Source organism: Paralcaligenes sp. KSB-10, assembly GCF_021266465.1.
Taxonomy (GTDB): domain Bacteria; phylum Pseudomonadota; class Gammaproteobacteria; order Burkholderiales; family Burkholderiaceae_B.
Genome location: NZ_CP089848.1, coordinates 3,701,569 through 3,718,072, shown reverse-complemented (window position 1 = coordinate 3,718,072; position 16,504 = coordinate 3,701,569). Strand labels below are relative to the sequence as shown.

The window sequence follows — 16,504 nt, the reverse complement described above, 5'->3', positions numbered from 1 at the left end:
GGGTACAAGGCCTGCCCCTACTGGAGCCGGGTATGGCCCTTGCCCAAGCCCCCCTATGGGCGGCCCTTGTGGTCGCCCGTGATTCGCACTGCTTCCATGCGTAAATAATAAGATAAATTTTCCTGCCGAAATAATAATTATTGTTTAGAATATCTAAATCATCAGCCGCTGTCCGGCAAACCCGGGCGGACCCATCCGCTTGAGGCCCTTATCCATGAATACGCTACCTCCTTTGCGGGCGCTGCAGATCTTCGAAGCGATCGGCCACAGCAGCAATCTGGCCGAGGCGGCCAGGCGCCTGCAGATCACACCCGGGGCCATCAGCCAGCAGATCAAACTGCTGGAAGAAGCGCTCAATGCCAGCCTGACTTTCAAGGACGGCAAACGTTTGAAGCTGACCGCGGCGGGCCTGCGCTTTCACGAATCGTGTTCGCACGCCTTCGAAATTCTGCGCGAGGCCCAAGCCGAGCTTGATCGATCCAAGAACCAGCGCAACCTGTCGATCAGCGCCCTGCCGTCGCTGCTTAAAGCCTGGTTGGCGCCGCTGGTGTTCGAATGGCAGGATGCCCATTACCCTGATCTGACCATTCAATTCAAGGGCAGTCACTCGGAACCCTCGAACGATCTGGAAGATATCGATTTCCGCATTACTTACGGCGACACAGGCGCCACGTCCCAGAACTCCCTGGATCTCTATACCGATAGCGTGGTGCCGGTATGCAGCCCGGCACTGATTGCGCCCAGGAATACGCTGCAAAGCCCGATGGAGATCCTGGACTACCCGCTGCTGTCGACCGATTGGCGGCCCAAGTTCACCTCTCCTCCGTCGTGGCAGGAGTGGTTCGCTGCTTATCTGGATGACGATGCCGGCGACGGCCATCGGACCGAGCCCAGCGGCACGCGACGCAGCCAGGCCGGCAGCCGCCATCGTCCACCCGACGGTGTCGTCATCCACAGCCATCAAATTTTTTCGCTGTCGCAAATGACGATTGAAGCGGCCGTGGCCGGGCAGGGTTTTGCGCTGGCACAATGCTCCATGATGGCGCGCGAAGTGGCCACGGGGCAATTGATCATTCCCTTCAAGCTCGCTTTACCGCTGCCCTGGCCCTATGTGTTGAAATGGAAACACAGCGCCTTCGACAGGCCGCATTGCCGCGCCTTCCACCGCTGGCTGACCGCGCGCGGAAAATCGCAGGGCGAATTGAACCGGCAGATGCTGGCCTGAAAGAGAATTCCCCGTTTCCGTAGGGGCAGGCCTTATGCCTGCCCGTTTGGCGGCGACGTATCAACCACGGGCGGCCAAGGGCCGTTACGCATAATCTGACAAGCCATCCGTACGAGTGCGACAGGCCGCCCTTACGCCTGGCCGCACCGCGCGTCGTCGTCAGACATCGATGATGCGGTTGTTGTTGAGCCCCTTGTCCGCATCCAGGGCCAGCTTGATTTGCTGCATGAGCAAGCGCTCGGTGGCGCTGCGGCTGTACTTGAGGAATGGCTTCTTGATGCGGCCTATGCCGTGCTCGGCGGAGATGCTGCCGCCTACGCGTTCGACTTCGGCATACACCAGTTCTTCGACGATCAATAGATCGGCCTCGACATGGGGCCCCGTCGACAAATGCAGATTACCATCGCCCAAGTGCCCGAAAAACAGGTTCTTGGCATTAGGATAAGCCTGCGACAAGCGGGTGCCGATGATCTCGATAAAGCTCGCCATGGACCGCAAGGGAATCCCCACATCAAAAGCCAGGTAGGGTTGGATCTCGCGCAGAATCTCGCCGATTGCGTCCCGGAACTTCCACAACAGCGCTGCCTGTTCGTGGGTCTGGGGAACAATCACATCCAGCGCCTGGCCGTTCTCGAGCAGGTCGCCCAGGAATTCCTCGAGAGCGGCAGCCGCCTGCGGTGAATCACGGCTCTCGGTTTCGAGCAGGATGTAAATCGGATACTGTGCCTGGAAGGGCGGCGTTTTTTTAAGCACCTCGCCGGCCGCAAGCAGATAGCTCTGCCACATTACCTCGAACGAGGACAGCTCGGGCAGGCGTGCGCGCGCCAGCTTCAATACCTGGGCAACCTGCTCGACATTTTGCACGGCGGCCAGCGCGCTATAGCGGCGCTCGGGTTTTGGGAACAGCCGCAGCACTACGCGCGTGATCACGCCCAGGGTGCCTTCGGTGCCTATGAACAAATGCTTGAGGTCGAGCCCGGTATTGTTCTTGAGCCCCTTGTTCAGCATGGACAATACTGTGCCATCGGCCAACACCACTTCCAGCCCCAGAACCAGCTCGCGCGTGGTGCCATAGCGCAGCACGCGATTGCCGCCCGCATTGGTGGCCACGTTGCCGCCGATCTGGCACGAGCCGCGCGCACCTAAATCCAGAGGAAAATACCAGCCCTGCTCTTCGACCAGTGCGCACAGGTTTTCCAGCACCATGCCGGCCTGCACGGTAATGGTGCCGCCCACCGTATCGAACTCTTCCACTTTGGTGAGCTGCTCCAGCGAGATCACGACATCGCCCGCATCGGGAACCGCTCCGCCGGCCAGGCCGGTGCGGCCGCCCTGGATGGTCAGCGTACGTCCTTCCTTGTGACAGGCCCGCACGATGTCGGCAAGCTGTTCGGGCGTGGCGGGACGAAACACGATGGCCGGCTCGCCCTTGGCCGGCAGGCCGCTGGCGTCCTGCAAATAACGTTGTATATCGTCATTCGGCCGCAGACTGGAAATCGAGTCCGCCAAGGTGCTCAGAGTCGGGGTGGCAGAGGTGTTTGGCATGATTTGAGTTAGTCGTTTGCGTAAAGGTATTGTGCCAGCATCGGGCGGCCACAAGGGCCGCCCCTACGTTTCGATCAGCTCCCGGAATACGCATGGCATGGGGCGCCCCTACGTCGACTCCTGCAATACGCTGGCCATGGCATCGGTGAAGTAATCGATATTGTGGGTATTCAGGCCCGGCACGCTGATACGCCCGGAGTCGATGATATACACCCCATGCGTGTCGCGCAGCGCACGCAACTGCGCAATGGACAAGCCGGTATAGCTGAACATGCCCTGTTGCGTAACAAAATAGCTTGAGTCGTAGCCGGGCAATTTGACCTTCAGTTGTTCGTGGGCTTGCTGCCGCACAAAGGCAATGCGGGCGCGCATTTCGGCCACTTCCCGCTCCCACAGGCCATATAGCTCAGGATCATTCAGAACGGTAGACGTCACCTGCCCGCCATGCATGGGCGGGTTCGAGTAGATGCGGCGCACAATGGCCTTGAGTTGCCCCAGCACGCGTTCGGCTTCATCGCGCGAGGCGCACACCACCGACAAGCCGCCGCAGCGCTCGGCGTAAAACGAAAAATTCTTGGAAAACGAATTCGCCACCAGAAACGACAAGCCCGCGTCGGCCATGGCGCGAATCGCAAACGCATCTTCCTGCAGGCCTGTGCCAAAGCCCTGGTAGGCGATGTCCAGGAAGGGGATCAGCTCGTGGGCTTCCAGCACCGGGATCAGCCGCAGCCATTGTTCCTGCGACAGATCCACGCCGGTCGGGTTGTGGCAGCACGGATGCAACAGGACAATGCTGTGCCTGGGCAAGGCGCTTAAGTCGCCAAGCATCCGCTCGAACAGCAGGGCCTTGGTTTGGGGATCGTAATAGGTGTAGGTGTGCGTCTTGATGCCCGCGCCCTGGAAAATGGCGTGGTGATTATCCCAGGCCGGATCGCTGATCCAGATCTGGCTGTCGGGATACGCGGCATGCAGGAAGTCGGCGCCCACTTTCAATGCTCCGGTTCCGCCCACGCTTTGTATGGTGGCCACGCGCCCGGAATGCAGGGCCTCGTGGCCGGCGCCAAACACCAGCTTTTGAACGGCGCTTCGATACGAAGCCAGGCCCTCGATCGGCAGATAAGGGCGCGGCTGCGGGTTGGCGATGCGCCGCGCTTCGGCCGTCTGCACTGTTTTCAAGAGCGGGATGGCGCCCTCGTTGTCGTAATACAGGCCCACCGTCAGGTTGACCTTTTGTGACCGCGGGTCTTGATGGAACTCTTCACCAAGACGAAAAATGGGATCACCGGCGTACCGCTCCAAATGCTCAAACATAACTCTCTGCTTTGTCGAAAAACGGGATATTGGGAAATCAGGCCACGATTTTGCTCGTGACCGCCTGCGGGCCTGAAGAGCGGGTCCAGAAGGCATTGCGATCGAGGTAATTCTGCAGGAACTGCTGCAGGCGCGGCTGGCTGGCATCGCGGAAAATCTGTTCCGGCGGGCCGCTGGCCGCAATCTCGCCCTTGTCGATGAACACGACCCGGTCGGCCACCTGCGCGGCAAAGCCCATTTCGTGCGTGACGACCACCATGGTCATGCCCTCGCGCGCCAGATCTTTCATGACCTGCAAGACCTCGCCCACCAGTTCGGGATCGAGCGCCGAGGTGGGCTCGTCAAACAGCATGATGTGCGGCTCCATCGCCAAGGCGCGTGCAATCGCCACCCGTTGCTGCTGGCCGCCCGACAGGCGGATGGGATAGGCGTCGGCCTTCTCGGCCAGCCCCACCTTGGCCAGCATGCGCTGGGCGCGCTCGTGCGCCTGGGCACGCGACAGTTTCTTGACCCGGACCAGCGCTTCGGCCACATTGCCGACAGCGGTCATGTGCGGCCACAGATTGAATTGCTGGAACACCATGCCCACATGGCGGCGCACCCGGTTCAGTTCCGCCAGCGACGCCTTGACGCGCTGGCCGTCTTTTTCGGCATAGCCCAGCAGCTCGCCTTCGATCAGGACTTCGCCGCCGTCGTATTCCTCCAGGAAGGCCAGGGAACGCAGCAGAGTGCTTTTCCCCGAACCGGAAGGGCCGATAATGCAGGTCACTTCGGATTTGCGCACCCCAAGCGATATATTGTTCAGCACGCGAGTCTGTCCGTAATACTTGCTGATGCCACGCGCTTCAATCAGATAATCCTGGGACTGCTGCGCACTCGCCGAAGCGTTTCGATTCATCTTGTCTCCTGACAGGCAAGCCTGCGCCCGCCCAATAAAACCTGTCGTTTTGCGCGGCACAGGCGCAACCGGGCAGGAGCCTCGGTTCGCCGCCATGCGCCTAGCGCACCAAAAAACGGCTCATGCGCAGCTCGGCCCAGCGGCCCAGGCGCTCGGTGACTCCGATAAGCAACAAATAACACACACATAGAATCAATGTCGTCTCGACATAGGAAAATTGCTCGGTACCGATTTGCGTCAGAACCGCGGTGAGCTCCGGTACCGTCACCACCGAGAGCACCGCGGTTTCCTTGCTGAGGATAATGATCAGATTGACCAGGGCCGGCGTGATGATGACCAGCATCTGCGGCAACTGCACGCGCCAGACTATGGCCAGCCTGGACATGCCCAGGCACTGCGCGGCCTCGATATGGCCGCGCGGCACAGACATGAAACCCGAGCGGAACGACTCGGCGAAATAGGCGCTGCCGTATATCGCCAGCCCGACAACGCCGGCCGCTATGGCCGACAGTTCGATCCCTATCGAAGGGCCGCCATAATAAAGAATGAACAGCTGGATCAGGAACGGCGTAGTGCGCAGCACTTCAATGTACACGCGCAGAATCGCCCGTACCCAGCGCCCGCCGAACAGCTGCAGCACGGCAATGACAAAGCCCAGTGCAATGCCCAGCAATACCGCCCCAATCCAGGTACCGAGCGTGACCAGAAATCCATTGATGATGTTCGGCCAATAATGGCTGATCAGAGTCATGTTGAATGTCATTGCGTCAGGACCTTCCGAAACGGCGCTCGGCCGCGTGACCGGCCAGCGACAAGGCGCCGTTGATCACCATGTAGACACAGCCGGCAGCCACATACGTCTCGAGGGGCAGGAAGGTGCTTGCCGCGATGTTTTGCGCGGTGCGCGTGATTTCCGCTACGCCCACGATGGAAATCAGCGACGATGCCTTCACCAGCATGATCATCTCGTTGATGAGCGAAGGCATGGTGAGCTTGAGCGCCTGCGGGATTTCAATTCTGAGAAGTGTGTCGAAACGCGAAAAACCCAGCAGTTGCGTCGCTTCGAGCTGCCCTCTGGGAATACCCAGAAAACCGCCGCGCAGTATCTCGCCCAGATAGGCGCCTTCGCACAGGGAAATGGCCAGGGCCGAGGCCACAATGGGTGAGACGTTGATCCCCACGAACGGCAAAAAATAGTATGCCATCATGAGCTGCACGATCAGCGGCACCCCCCGAAACACAAACACATAAACCGCCCCCGCGCGTTGCAGGGCGCGGCGCGGCGACAGACGCGCGCTGGAGACGCCGATGGCCAGCACATAGCCGGCGCACAAGCCAAGCACAGAGATGAATATCGTCATTTCCGCCGCCTTGATCAACAAGGGAAAGGAATCGATAATCGCGTGAAAATCAAACATGGGCGTATTGAATCGGTGCCGTATTGCGTATTGAAAAGGCCCCGAAACCTTTGTGTGCCGGGGCCCGGGAAGAAAATACTACACGTTGGGCACGAAAGGCCCCGTAGGCACATCCATTTCCACGCCAAACCATTTCTTCTGCAAGGCGGCCAGACGGCCGTCTTTATGCATGGCCAGGATGACTTTGTCGATGGCGTCGAGCAGGGGCTTGCTATCGGCGCCTTTCAGGCCCATGTAGGCGAAATACACTTTCTTGCCAAACGCCGGCTTGACCACCGTGAACATTTTGGGCCGCTGCTGCGCCACATAGGCGATATTGGTCAGCGAGTTGCCTACCGCCACGATACGCCCGGCGGCCAGGTCGGCATAGGCCTGATTGTTATCGATGTATTCCTTGATCTGCGGCTTGGGATTCAAGGTATCGGCAAACTCCTTCAACTGTTCGAGCTGCGCCGAGCCTTTGCCGCCGCCCACCGCTTTGCCAGCGATGTCCGCGGGCTTTTGCAATGCCTTGTCGCTGGTGCGCTTGAGCAGGGCCACGGTGCCGTCGGCAATCGGCAGGGTGAATGTGTAGCGTTCCATGCGCGCCTTGGTCACGTTCAAAGGCCCCGCCACCATGTCGAATTTCTTGGCGTCAAGGCCGGGCAGCACGCTGGGCCAGGGCAAGTCGATAAAACGGATTTTCACACCCAGCCCTTTTCCCACTTCGGCAAAGAGCTCTTTGTTGAAACCCTCTTGCTTGCCGTCCTTCAGGAAGTCGAAGGGCGCAAACTGCATTTCCGTGCCCAGAACCAGTTCGCCGGCCTTCTTGACCCTGGCCAACTGGTCGTCGGCGTGAGCCGGCATGGCGGCAACCGCCAGACACGCCGTGGCCAGACATAATTTCAAAGTTGAGAACACACGCATTTCCTTGCACTCCTCGCTATAGATGAAAAGCCTTTGTATCACACACAGGGATACTTTTTGCCGGCTTGCCGATCACTGGTTATTTTGCTTGCGCAGGGCTTTTATCACGCCCAATGAAAAGTATATACATAAGCTTTTGGGTGTCAACCGATTTCCGGCGGCATCCTGCCGAAGAGCCCGAAATTAGGGGTAAACACGCAGAAAAGGGCGGGCGGGAAATACCCGGCATCAGGTCCTTCTGGAGCGTTCCGGCGGCGCGGATACCGCCAGGCGCAGGGCTGGGCCTCGCAGCCGCGCCCACGGGCATTACGGCATTCGCGCGGAGGCAATGCACGCGGCATGCCTGTCCCTAATCTGTAATGATGCGATGCAATAATTCTCGCCGCACACACCACGCATCCATACAGGTCTTTGCATGAAAAAATGGTTCACTCTAAAAAACAGTTTCATCGGTATTCTGGCCGTCCTGCTGCTGTTTTCCCTATTGGCCTTCGGCGCCCTTGAAAACCTGACGCGGGCTATACAGCATTTAAAGCACATCGAAGATCAACGCTACCACGCCACCCATCTCGCGACTGAATTCAAGCTATATGCGCAGAACCAGACCCGCGACGCGATGGCTTTCGTGGCCAGCGGACAGCCTGAATTCGAAGAAAGCTACCGGCATCGTCTCGCCGTCATGGAAGGCTCAGCGCCCGATGCGCAAGGAAAGAAAACATCGCTCAGGGAAGAACTGGATCGTGCCGGCTTCTCTCCGGAAGAAACCGCCAAAATCGATTCCGCCTTCGCCCAATCGGCCAAGCTCGCCCAAACCCAGATCGAAGCCATCAGCACCGCCAGCGGACAATTCGACGACGGCCAAGGCGGCATCAAAGTCAAATTGCCCGATCCCATGCTGGCCAAGGTCATGGTATTCGGACAGCAGTACGCCAATGCCGCAAACGATATTTCAAAAACCATCGATGATTTCGATCGGCAGCAAGCCAACCGCTTTGCCACCGATGTCCTGGCCGCCGACCTGGCCAGCCGGACAGCCTATCGCATTGCGTCGTTCGCGCTGACTGCCCTGCTCCTGAGCAGCGCGCTGGCCCTGTTCTGTTTATATAGAGCCATCAAGCGGCCTCTGGACCAGGGGGTACGGGTCGCCCAGCGGATTGCCGCCGGCGATCTTACCGCCCAGGCCGAAGTTGAGCGCCGCGACGAGCTCGGCAGCCTGCTGCGCGCGCTCAATGGCATAGGCCAAAGCCTGCAGCATGTGGTCCGGGACGTACGCGACCGCAGCGTACAAATTGCCACGGCCTCGCGCCGCCTCTCCAGCGGCAATGTCGACCTGTCGCACCGCACCGCCGCTCAGGCCGCCAGCCTGCAGGAAACCGCTGCCTCCATGGAAGAATTGAGCGTCACGGTCAAGCAAAACGCCGACCACGCCCTGCAGGCCAACATGCTTGTCCAAACCGCCAGAACAAATGCCCTGCGCGGCAGTCAGGCCGTTCAAAAAGCGGTGACCACCATGCACGCCGTACGGGAAAGCTCGCGTCAAATCGTCACCATTATCGATGTCATCAACCGCATCGCCTTCCAGACCAATATCCTGTCGCTCAATGCCGCGGTCGAGGCCGCGCGTGCCGGCGAACAGGGCAAGGGATTTGCCGTCGTCGCATCCGAAGTTCGGAGCCTGGCCCAGCGCTCGGCCAGCGCAGCCAAGGAAATCGCATCCCTGATCGATCACTCGGTGACTCAAATCGACGCGGGCGGCAGCCTGGTCGACAGCGCCGGCGCCACGATGGAAGAGATCCTGCGGTCGGTACAGCAGGTCAGCGACATCATGAGCGAAATCACCGCCGCATCGGACGAGCAAGCCAGCGGTATCCATCAAGTTGCGTTGGCCGTAAGCCAGATGGACGGCATCACCCAGCACAATGCCAGCCTGGTGCAGGACTCGGCCCAAGCCACCCTGGCCCAACAGGAACAGGCAGATGGACTGGAGGCTGCGGTGTATCAGTTCAGGCTGGAGGAGCCTATTCAACATGCCGACATTGATGGCCCCGCCAACGCCGCCCCGGCCCCATCCGAGCGAAGCAAGCACCCCATCGCACTCGGCGCCGCGAACGCGGCCCTTGTGGGCGCACGCTGTTGACGCATAAAGTCAGGCATGGGCCATTTGTACATCGGCGACTATGGCCAGGAAATGTTCAAGATCGGGCGTCGCGGCGTCCGGTATCTTGGCCTTGTCATCCCAGCGCCTCAGGCGCAAGGCGTCCTGGGCAAAAGGACGCTGCAGGAAATTCTCGGCGTCCGCCGCATTGAAGACGCCGCCCTGCAACCGCAGACTCTGAACGGAAGCGGGCGACAGAGTCGAGTAATAGCCATTGTCAATGGCGCACAGGCAGCGCTTGGCGTCGACATGAAGCTTGATGGGATCGAGCACGGCGTCGGGCAATGTCGACTGCAGAAACGGCAGGGCATAAAACTGATGCAGATCGTCCGTTCCCAGCTTGGGCTGGGCGCTCGCAGCCTGCAGCAGGCACAAGATATGGCCCAGGTCATGCAACAACGATGCCGCTATCAAGGCCTTCGACGCGCCTTCTCGTTCAGCCAGGGACGCCGTCTGAAGCGCATGCTCCAATTGCGTCACCGCTTCGCCGCTATACAGCGAAGAACCATACTCCTGAAACAAGGAACGAATGTCGGCGAGGCTGAGGGCCATGGGGAGTCCTTATTTTTGTGGAACCCAAGAATATCGCCCCGATGTGACAGCACAGTGAAAAGGACCGCAGGAATATCGGAGCGCTGAGCCGCGATGCGCAAATAGGCTCGATTTGCCCGAGGACGCAACGAAAACTCGAGGCAGCGGCGCCGCTGCCCAGTCATTTCTTCAATGGAGGTCCCGAATCGCCGCGCGGCCAGCCAGGTAGCCCAGCCCCAGCGCAGCCAGCAAACCATTGCCGGACATATATCCAGCACCCCCACGAACGCCGCTGATCCCGCAGGCGGCACCCCCACCTGCGTACAAACCCGCAATGGGACATCCGTCGGGACGCAGAACGCGGGCATCGTCATCAACGCGCAGGCCTCCCTGTGTGTGGAACAAGGCCGGCCCAATGCGTGTCGCGGTGTAAGGCGCGCGCAGCGGACCCAAACCCCAATCCAGGCGGCCATGCGGGTCAGCCATCCGGCCTTGCGCCGCGCCAGCCGCCGCGTCCAGCGTACCAGCGAAAACCTGTTCGTCCATGCCCAGGCGCCGGGCAAGGGCTGCGGCGCTATCGGATACCAGCACGCCGTTATGACCGACGAGTCCGGCATACTCGCTTTGCCCCGCGGCAGTGGCGTCCCGTACCCGCGTATCGGCAATGACATAGAAAGGCCCATCGCGCCCCAATTCGAGCGCGGCGAAAGCCGAATAACCCATGCTCTCATCGCCAAGCCGGCGGCCATCGCGATCGACGACGACACCGCCTTTTTCAATCACGGTCCAGGTTACCAGCGACCCGTGCGGATCGGCCAGGCTTGCATGGGCTTGATACGCGGCCATATTGGCCAGCCCGGCCCCGAGTTCCTCGCCCCAGCGTATGGCTTCGCCTTCGCTGCCCATGGAGCCACCGTAGGGCGCCTGTGCAAGCTCCGGGCAATAGCGTGCCAGCAATGCCCGATTGTTGCCAAAGCCATTGGTCGCGAGTATTACGGCGCGAGCGCCCAGAACGGTACCGCTGCCGTCCTTGCCCCGGGTTATCGCGCCGCACACCGCTCCCTGGCCGGATAGGACAAGGTCGACGACACGATTGCCCATGGCCACGGGTATGCGGCGCGCCTCTGCGGTGCGCGCCAGGTCGTTGAGCAGATCTTCTCCGCGGCGCGATGGTGGCGAATGCAAGCGGTGTCGACGGTGGCCGATATGCTTGTACGTTTCCACGAGCGTCAGGCTGACGCCGGCATCATCGACCAGCCATTCCACCAGCTCGGCGGACACCCCGGCAAGCCGGCGCGCCAAAGCGTGCGCCTGATGGGGGCCCGCCACGCGCTCCAGATCATCCAGGAAATCCTGCGCGGTGTCGTGGACGCCGGCCAGGGCCTGGAACCGCGTGCCCGCCGCTGGAATCGAGCCACTGGAGAGCAATGTATTTCCCTGCAGGCGATCGGCTTTCTCCAGCACCGCGATGGAGGCATTCGGGTCGGCGCTGCTTGCGGCAAGCGCCGCGGTCAGGCCGCAACCGCCCGCCCCAACGACCAGTACATCCACCTCGGCGTCGAATTCGACTTCAGCCCTGCGCGCGACCATGAACGGCTTCCTTAATTGATCGATGCCCCGGAAATCTCCACGGCTTTCTTCCATTGCTCGATCTGCTTGGCCTGGAAATCGGCGGTTTGCTTGGGCGTTGTCGGCATCGGCTTGAGGCCCAGCTTGGCCATTCTTTCTTTCATATCGGCCTGATTCAAGACATCGGCCATGTCGGCGGAGATCTTTGCAACAATAGCGGGAGGCGTATTTTTTGGAGCAAAAATTCCCGAGAAAGGAGCGATGTCGTATTTCGGAAAACCCTGGCCGGCAATAGTGGGATAGTGATTACCGCTGTAGTCTTGCGCCGTGGTGAGGCCTATGACTTTGAGCCGCCCCCCCTGGATCATGGGTTGGGCCGAAGGCAGCCCGGTAATGCCCAATGGGATCGTGCCGCCCATCACGTCATTGAGCATGGGCGCACTGCCCTTGTAGGGCACATGGACCAGTTTGAATTTGCCTTGTTCCTTCAGCAGTTCCATGGACAAATGGCTGGCAGTGCCGTTACCGTCCGATCCATAGCTGTACTTGTTGGGATTTTTCTTCGCCAGGGCAATCAGCTCTTGCAGATTGTTGGCGGGAAAATTGGGGTTGGCGACGATGACATTGGAATAGATCACCGCCAGGCTGACCGGTTCGAAGTCTTTCTGCGGATCATAGGGGAGCGACTTGTAGAGCCATTTGTTGATCGCATGCGAGCCCGTCACACCCAGGATCAAGGTATAGCCGTCGGGCTGAGCGCGAGCAACCATGGTCGAGCCGATATTGCCACCCGCGCCGGGCCGATTCTCGACGATCACGGATTGCCCCCATTTCTTGGATAGCGCCGCGCCCAGCGACCGGCCTACGATATCGGTCGGGCCTCCCGGCGGGAACGGCACCACAATGGTGACCGGCCGCGAGGGAAAGCTGGCCGCGGACTCGGCCGAAGCCTGCGCCGTCATGCCAAGACCCAACAGCGTCGCCGACAGCCAGCATGCCTTGATAAATCCCCGGCGCATCCGGGAACCCATTATCGAATTATCTTGCCTGGTAGAACTTTTCATCGTTTTGTCTCCGATTTATGGAAAATAAAAAAAATGGAACACCGATACATATCGGCTTATGGCCTAGAGCGTAGCGATCTCGAGTGACGCGCCGCCGCAGATATACAAGGTTTGCCCGGTAATCGCCCCGGCATCGGGACCCAACAGGAATGCAATGGTCGCGGCAACCTCGTCGGGTCGGATCAGCCGGCCCAACGCCAGCGCCACTCGCGCCGGAGCCCCTCGGTCCGGGCCTGACAACATGGGCGTATCGACCGCCCCGGGAGCCACCGTATTCACGGTGATGCCACGAACTATCAATTCAGCCGCCCAACTGCGCGCCATGCCGATCTGCGCCGCCTTACTGGCCGCATAGGCGGCCCGCCCCGCACGCCCCAGCACGGCACGGCTCGACACCAGGACAACCCGGCCGTGAAGGTCGGGCAACTCATCAGCCAGGGCATGCATCAGCGTCATGGGTGCCGCGACATGGATCCTCCAAAGAAGATCGGCGGCCGCGCTATCGGTATCGCTTACGCCACCGGTGCGCATGATTCCCGCGCAATGCACGAACGCCGTAATGCCGCGTCCTCGCAAGGCCGCGGCGAATTCCCGGCATGCCGCCATATCGGCCAGGTCTACCTGGTGCCCGGTATAGCAGGGGTTTGCGCCGGAAGGGCCCGCCACGCGGTCCACCCCATCGACCTGCCAGCCTGCGGCCAGAAGCTTGTCGACCAGCGCCAGTCCTATACCGGATGCGGATCCCGTAACGAGGCAATGGTTCATGGCTGCAGCCTTGCTTTGCAAAGTCGCGCTCAAACGCCCAAAGGCTCAGGATCTAGGGTAGTAAGGCGCTTCTCAAGCTCGCGCATTTCCTCGTAGCCCATGAGCTTCATGATGTCTTCGATTCCCACCAGCAAATCGGGGCGGTCGATCGGCTGTCCGGTCCTGATTACTTCCTGCATGAGCCTCAGGGCCTGGGTCATGCCATGGATCGCGGCGGCCGGCAGCATGCGCGGCAAGCTGATGCGCTTGACTCCAATGGCTTTCAGCCGCGGAATGGGAATGATCGGTGTCGTGGGGCGGGAGCGGATGCCAAACCCCATGTTGACGCTGAGCGGGATCCCCGCGGCATCGACCAGACGCTTGATATCGTCTTCGGTGCGCACCGCATCGGGGAACAGCATATCGGCACCCGCGGCGGCATAGGCCTTGGCACGCTTGACGGCCCCGTCTATGCCTTCGACCGCGATGGAATCCGTGCGGGCGATAATGACGAAGTCATCGTCGCGCCTGGCCAGGCAGGCGGCTTCTATCTTCTTGACCATTTCGGCCAGGCTGACGACATCTTTGCCGGGCATGTGGCCGCAACGCTTGGGACTGACCTGGTCTTCCAGATTGATACCTGCGACGCCCGCTTCTTCGAATTGCCGCACAGTATGGAATACGTTCACCGGATTGCCATAGCCCGTGTCGGCATCGGCGGTCAGAGGAATGGATACCGAACGCGCAAGGTTGCGGCAGTGATTCACGTTTTCGGTCAAGCCCATGACACCAATATCGGCCACACCCAACATGGAATTGGATAAGGCGGCTCCACTGGTGGCGGCGGTTTTAAAGCCGGCGGCCTCGACCAGGCGAATGCTGTAGCCGTCATAGACGCCCGGCGAAACAATAAAGGCCTCGTTTTTCAGAAGCTCTCGAAATTTGCGGGGGTTAGTGCTCATGGACTGGTTCCTGAAGTGTAACTGGGGCTCATTCTGATATAAGAAAAAGAATGGGAATTCTGTTGAATCTGTTGAAAGCGCCCTGCTGTCGGCAGGGCTCCGGGGCGTGGCCTATTCGGCGCGCGCCCCGCTGGACTTGACCGCGCTCGTCCAGACCTGGCGTTCGTGCGCAAAGAATGCGTCGGCCTTTTCAGGCGGCAGCAAGGCCGGCAAAGTAGCCTGGTTCCTCAAGGCGGTCTGGTAGGCGGGCGTGGCCGCGGCCGCGGCGAATGCCTTGCGCAATTTGGCCAATACGGGCCCGGGCGTGCCTGGAGTTGCCATCAGCGCCCACCACGATGGGGCATCGAGCATGGGAAAGCCCGACTCCACCAAGGTAGGGGTATCTTTAAGCTGATCGATGCGTTGAGCCGTCGTGACGGCAAGCGCCAGCAGGGCACCTGTGTTGGCCAGCGACACGGCAAGAGTCGAGCCCGTGAAACAGAAGGCAATGCGGCCCGCACGCAAATCCGTCGCCATGGGCGCCGCGCCGCGATAAGGCACATGCAGGAACTTGACTCCCGCCGCGGCGGCAAAGACCTCGGCGGTCAAGTGCGACAAGGAGCCTATGCCGTTGGATCCGAAGGGAATCTTGCCGGGCTGAGCCTTGGCCAGGGCGATCAGTTCCGCCACATTGCGCGCGGGCAGGACCTTGGGATTGGACAGCAGGACATTGGCATTGTTGCCCAGCATGCCCACATAGGCAAAGGCTTGCGGATCGTACGAAATCTTGCTGTACAAGGCCTTGTTGATGGCCATGATGGCCTGCCCCGCAACCAGCAACGTATAGCCGTCGGCCGGACTGCGCGCCAGGTAGTCGGCGGCAATATTGCCTCCCGCCCCGCCGCGATTTTCGACAACGACGGACTGAGCCAATTGCGAGGACAAGGCGGCTGCGCCGATTCGGCTCAACGCGTCGGACGAACCGCCTGCGGGAAAGGGCACGATCATGTGCAGAGGACGCGACGGAAAATCGTCGGCGAAGGCGGTGCGGGAAGCCAGCGCCGCCACCGGCGCAGCCAATGCCGCGCGCATCAGGGAACGCCGCGATATGCCGTGGGCCGAAGCAGCCGTGGTCGACTCGGCTGAATCTGCCTCATTGGGCAGGCCCGGGAACTCATGCGGATTATTCATTTCCATCACTCCTAAAGGATCTTGCATACCCCGTCGCCGGAAACTCAGGCCCTTCGACCCGAAGCGAAATTCGATTCGACCAGATGTTCCGACAGGTGCTGCGCCGCGCGCCCGATATGCGAGCGCATCAGCGATTCAGCCAGGTCGGCATCACGCACCTTGATCGCCCTGAGAATCTGCCAATGTTCTGCGTAGGCATCGTGCTTGCGCTCGAGCACGGTGCCCGAATGCCGTCGATAGATGCGCAATAAATGGTACAAATCGCCGCACAGGGCATTGATGATCCGTTGATTGCCGCTGGCATGAACAATGCGCTCATGAAAATCGAACACTCGCCGCATATTGGTTTGCTTGCCTTGTTCGTCCAGTTGAAGCTGCCGGTCTCGTTCAAGCTCCGACGACAAGGACGCAATTTCGGCATCGCTCATGCGCCGGGTCGCAAGATTGCAGGCAACCCCTTCGAGCGCCATGCGCATCTGAAAGAGCTCGAGCGCCGATTGCCCCGACAAAGAAACCACCCGTGCTTTGACATAGGGCTCGCGTGTTACCAGTTGAATACCCTGCAGCCGGCGAACCGCTTCGCGCACCGGCCCGCGGCTGACACCGAACTCCTGCGCCAGCGTCACTTCATTGATGATGCTGCCCGGTAGCAGCCGGCCCTGATATATGGCATCCAGCATTTGCCCGAACACCCGCTCGGAAAGCGGTTCCTGGGAGTCGCCAGTGCGCAACAGAGTAGTTTGAGATTGAGTCATAGTGTTAACAGATTATCAGCCACGCCCGAATTCTGTCAACTTTTTAGACAAAATGGAAGCCAAAGAAAAAACCGATCCTCTAAGCAGCCCCATTCCTGCTTAAGGGAAAATACTTATACTTTATATGGCTATTTCGATGTTTCTATCACATATACTCATATTTATTCCACAAAAAACAAGCCAAAATCCTGCTGAAACAGCATCAGTATTTTAAACAGTTTTATTAAAGTGTTGACATTATTATGATGCGT

15 protein-coding genes are annotated in these 16,504 nt (G+C 60.0%); 2 read left to right on the top strand and 13 right to left on the bottom strand.

Annotation, left to right across the window (positions count from 1 at the left end):
- Nucleotides 1-214 precede the first annotated feature (214 nt).
- The gene (locus tag LSG25_RS17020) at nt 215-1,225 is read left to right on the top strand and encodes a LysR substrate-binding domain-containing protein (protein WP_232742073.1); all 1,011 of its coding nucleotides are present in this window, start codon (nt 215-217) and stop codon (nt 1,223-1,225) included.
- Between the two features lie 159 nt (nt 1,226-1,384).
- Here LSG25_RS17020 and LSG25_RS17015 read toward each other — a convergent pair whose 3' ends face one another.
- The 6 genes from LSG25_RS17015 to LSG25_RS16990 all read right to left on the bottom strand — a co-directional run bounded on the left by LSG25_RS17015 (nt 1,385) and on the right by LSG25_RS16990 (nt 7,303).
- Nucleotides 1,385-2,770 carry an FAD-binding oxidoreductase gene (locus LSG25_RS17015; protein ID WP_232742072.1) on the bottom strand — a complete coding sequence of 462 codons (1,386 nt, stop codon included), beginning with the start codon at nt 2,768-2,770 and terminating at the stop codon, nt 1,385-1,387.
- 108 nt (nt 2,771-2,878) lie between these two features.
- On the bottom strand, nt 2,879-4,081 hold the full coding sequence (locus LSG25_RS17010) for an amino acid aminotransferase (protein WP_232742071.1): 1,203 nt from the start codon (nt 4,079-4,081) through the stop codon (nt 2,879-2,881).
- Nucleotides 4,082-4,118: 37 nt separating this feature from the next.
- Nucleotides 4,119-4,979 (bottom strand): amino acid ABC transporter ATP-binding protein, encoded by an 861-nt coding sequence (locus LSG25_RS17005; RefSeq protein ID WP_305072050.1) that lies wholly within the window; start codon nt 4,977-4,979, stop codon nt 4,119-4,121.
- 100 nt (nt 4,980-5,079) lie between these two features.
- On the bottom strand, nt 5,080-5,730 hold the full coding sequence (locus tag LSG25_RS17000; protein WP_232742070.1) for an amino acid ABC transporter permease: 651 nt from the start codon (nt 5,728-5,730) through the stop codon (nt 5,080-5,082).
- 16 nt (nt 5,731-5,746) lie between these two features.
- Complete coding sequence (locus LSG25_RS16995) at nt 5,747-6,397, bottom strand: amino acid ABC transporter permease (protein WP_232742069.1); 651 nt, start codon at nt 6,395-6,397, stop codon at nt 5,747-5,749.
- 78 nt (nt 6,398-6,475) lie between these two features.
- Entirely contained in the window at nt 6,476-7,303 is an 828-nt protein-coding gene (locus LSG25_RS16990) for a transporter substrate-binding domain-containing protein (RefSeq protein ID WP_370635901.1), read from the bottom strand.
- Nucleotides 7,304-7,718: 415 nt separating this feature from the next.
- Here LSG25_RS16990 and LSG25_RS16985 point away from each other — a divergent pair, with 415 nt between their 5' ends.
- Nucleotides 7,719-9,440, top strand: a complete 1,722-nt coding sequence (locus LSG25_RS16985; RefSeq protein WP_232742068.1) for a methyl-accepting chemotaxis protein — start codon at nt 7,719-7,721, stop codon at nt 9,438-9,440.
- Between the two features lie 9 nt (nt 9,441-9,449).
- Here the strand turns inward: LSG25_RS16985 and LSG25_RS16980 are convergent, their stop codons facing one another.
- The 7 genes from LSG25_RS16980 to LSG25_RS16950 all read right to left on the bottom strand — a co-directional run bounded on the left by LSG25_RS16980 (nt 9,450) and on the right by LSG25_RS16950 (nt 16,253).
- Nucleotides 9,450-10,010: a phosphonate degradation HD-domain oxygenase gene (locus LSG25_RS16980; RefSeq protein WP_232742067.1), complete on the bottom strand. Its 561-nt coding sequence runs from the start codon at nt 10,008-10,010 to the stop codon at nt 9,450-9,452.
- Between the two features lie 168 nt (nt 10,011-10,178).
- Nucleotides 10,179-11,633, bottom strand: a complete 1,455-nt coding sequence (locus LSG25_RS16975; RefSeq protein WP_232742066.1) for an FAD-binding protein — start codon at nt 11,631-11,633, stop codon at nt 10,179-10,181.
- On the bottom strand, nt 11,591-12,622 hold the full coding sequence (locus LSG25_RS16970; RefSeq protein WP_232742065.1) for a tripartite tricarboxylate transporter substrate binding protein: 1,032 nt from the start codon (nt 12,620-12,622) through the stop codon (nt 11,591-11,593). The genes LSG25_RS16975 and LSG25_RS16970 overlap by 43 nt, the downstream gene beginning before the upstream one ends.
- A 63-nt stretch (nt 12,623-12,685) precedes the next feature.
- A complete protein-coding gene (locus LSG25_RS16965) occupies nt 12,686-13,387 on the bottom strand; it encodes an SDR family NAD(P)-dependent oxidoreductase (RefSeq protein ID WP_232742064.1) in 702 nt (233 codons plus the stop codon).
- A gap of 29 nt (nt 13,388-13,416) precedes the next feature.
- Entirely contained in the window at nt 13,417-14,328 is a 912-nt protein-coding gene (locus LSG25_RS16960) for an oxaloacetate decarboxylase (protein WP_232742063.1), read from the bottom strand.
- 111 nt (nt 14,329-14,439) lie between these two features.
- Nucleotides 14,440-15,498 carry a tripartite tricarboxylate transporter substrate binding protein gene (locus tag LSG25_RS16955; protein WP_232742062.1) on the bottom strand — a complete coding sequence of 353 codons (1,059 nt, stop codon included), beginning with the start codon at nt 15,496-15,498 and terminating at the stop codon, nt 14,440-14,442.
- 44 nt (nt 15,499-15,542) lie between these two features.
- Complete coding sequence (locus LSG25_RS16950) at nt 15,543-16,253, bottom strand: GntR family transcriptional regulator (RefSeq protein ID WP_232742061.1); 711 nt, start codon at nt 16,251-16,253, stop codon at nt 15,543-15,545.
- Nucleotides 16,254-16,504: the final 251 nt, after the last annotated feature.

Coding starts and splice junctions, on each gene's coding strand:
- LSG25_RS17020 (WP_232742073.1), top strand. CDS start 215: ATGAATACGCTACCTCCTTTGCGGGCGCTGCAGATCTTCGAAGCGATC.
- LSG25_RS17015 (WP_232742072.1), bottom strand. CDS start 2,770: ATGCCAAACACCTCTGCCACCCCGACTCTGAGCACCTTGGCGGACTCG.
- LSG25_RS17010 (WP_232742071.1), bottom strand. CDS start 4,081: ATGTTTGAGCATTTGGAGCGGTACGCCGGTGATCCCATTTTTCGTCTT.
- LSG25_RS17005 (WP_305072050.1), bottom strand. CDS start 4,979: ATGAATCGAAACGCTTCGGCGAGTGCGCAGCAGTCCCAGGATTATCTG.
- LSG25_RS17000 (WP_232742070.1), bottom strand. CDS start 5,730: ATGACTCTGATCAGCCATTATTGGCCGAACATCATCAATGGATTTCTG.
- LSG25_RS16995 (WP_232742069.1), bottom strand. CDS start 6,397: ATGTTTGATTTTCACGCGATTATCGATTCCTTTCCCTTGTTGATCAAG.
- LSG25_RS16990 (WP_370635901.1), bottom strand. CDS start 7,303: ATGCGTGTGTTCTCAACTTTGAAATTATGTCTGGCCACGGCGTGTCTG.
- LSG25_RS16985 (WP_232742068.1), top strand. CDS start 7,719: ATGAAAAAATGGTTCACTCTAAAAAACAGTTTCATCGGTATTCTGGCC.
- LSG25_RS16980 (WP_232742067.1), bottom strand. CDS start 10,010: ATGGCCCTCAGCCTCGCCGACATTCGTTCCTTGTTTCAGGAGTATGGT.
- LSG25_RS16975 (WP_232742066.1), bottom strand. CDS start 11,633: ATGGAAGAAAGCCGTGGAGATTTCCGGGGCATCGATCAATTAAGGAAG.
- LSG25_RS16970 (WP_232742065.1), bottom strand. CDS start 12,622: ATGAAAAGTTCTACCAGGCAAGATAATTCGATAATGGGTTCCCGGATG.
- LSG25_RS16965 (WP_232742064.1), bottom strand. CDS start 13,387: ATGAACCATTGCCTCGTTACGGGATCCGCATCCGGTATAGGACTGGCG.
- LSG25_RS16960 (WP_232742063.1), bottom strand. CDS start 14,328: ATGAGCACTAACCCCCGCAAATTTCGAGAGCTTCTGAAAAACGAGGCC.
- LSG25_RS16955 (WP_232742062.1), bottom strand. CDS start 15,498: ATGAATAATCCGCATGAGTTCCCGGGCCTGCCCAATGAGGCAGATTCA.
- LSG25_RS16950 (WP_232742061.1), bottom strand. CDS start 16,253: ATGACTCAATCTCAAACTACTCTGTTGCGCACTGGCGACTCCCAGGAA.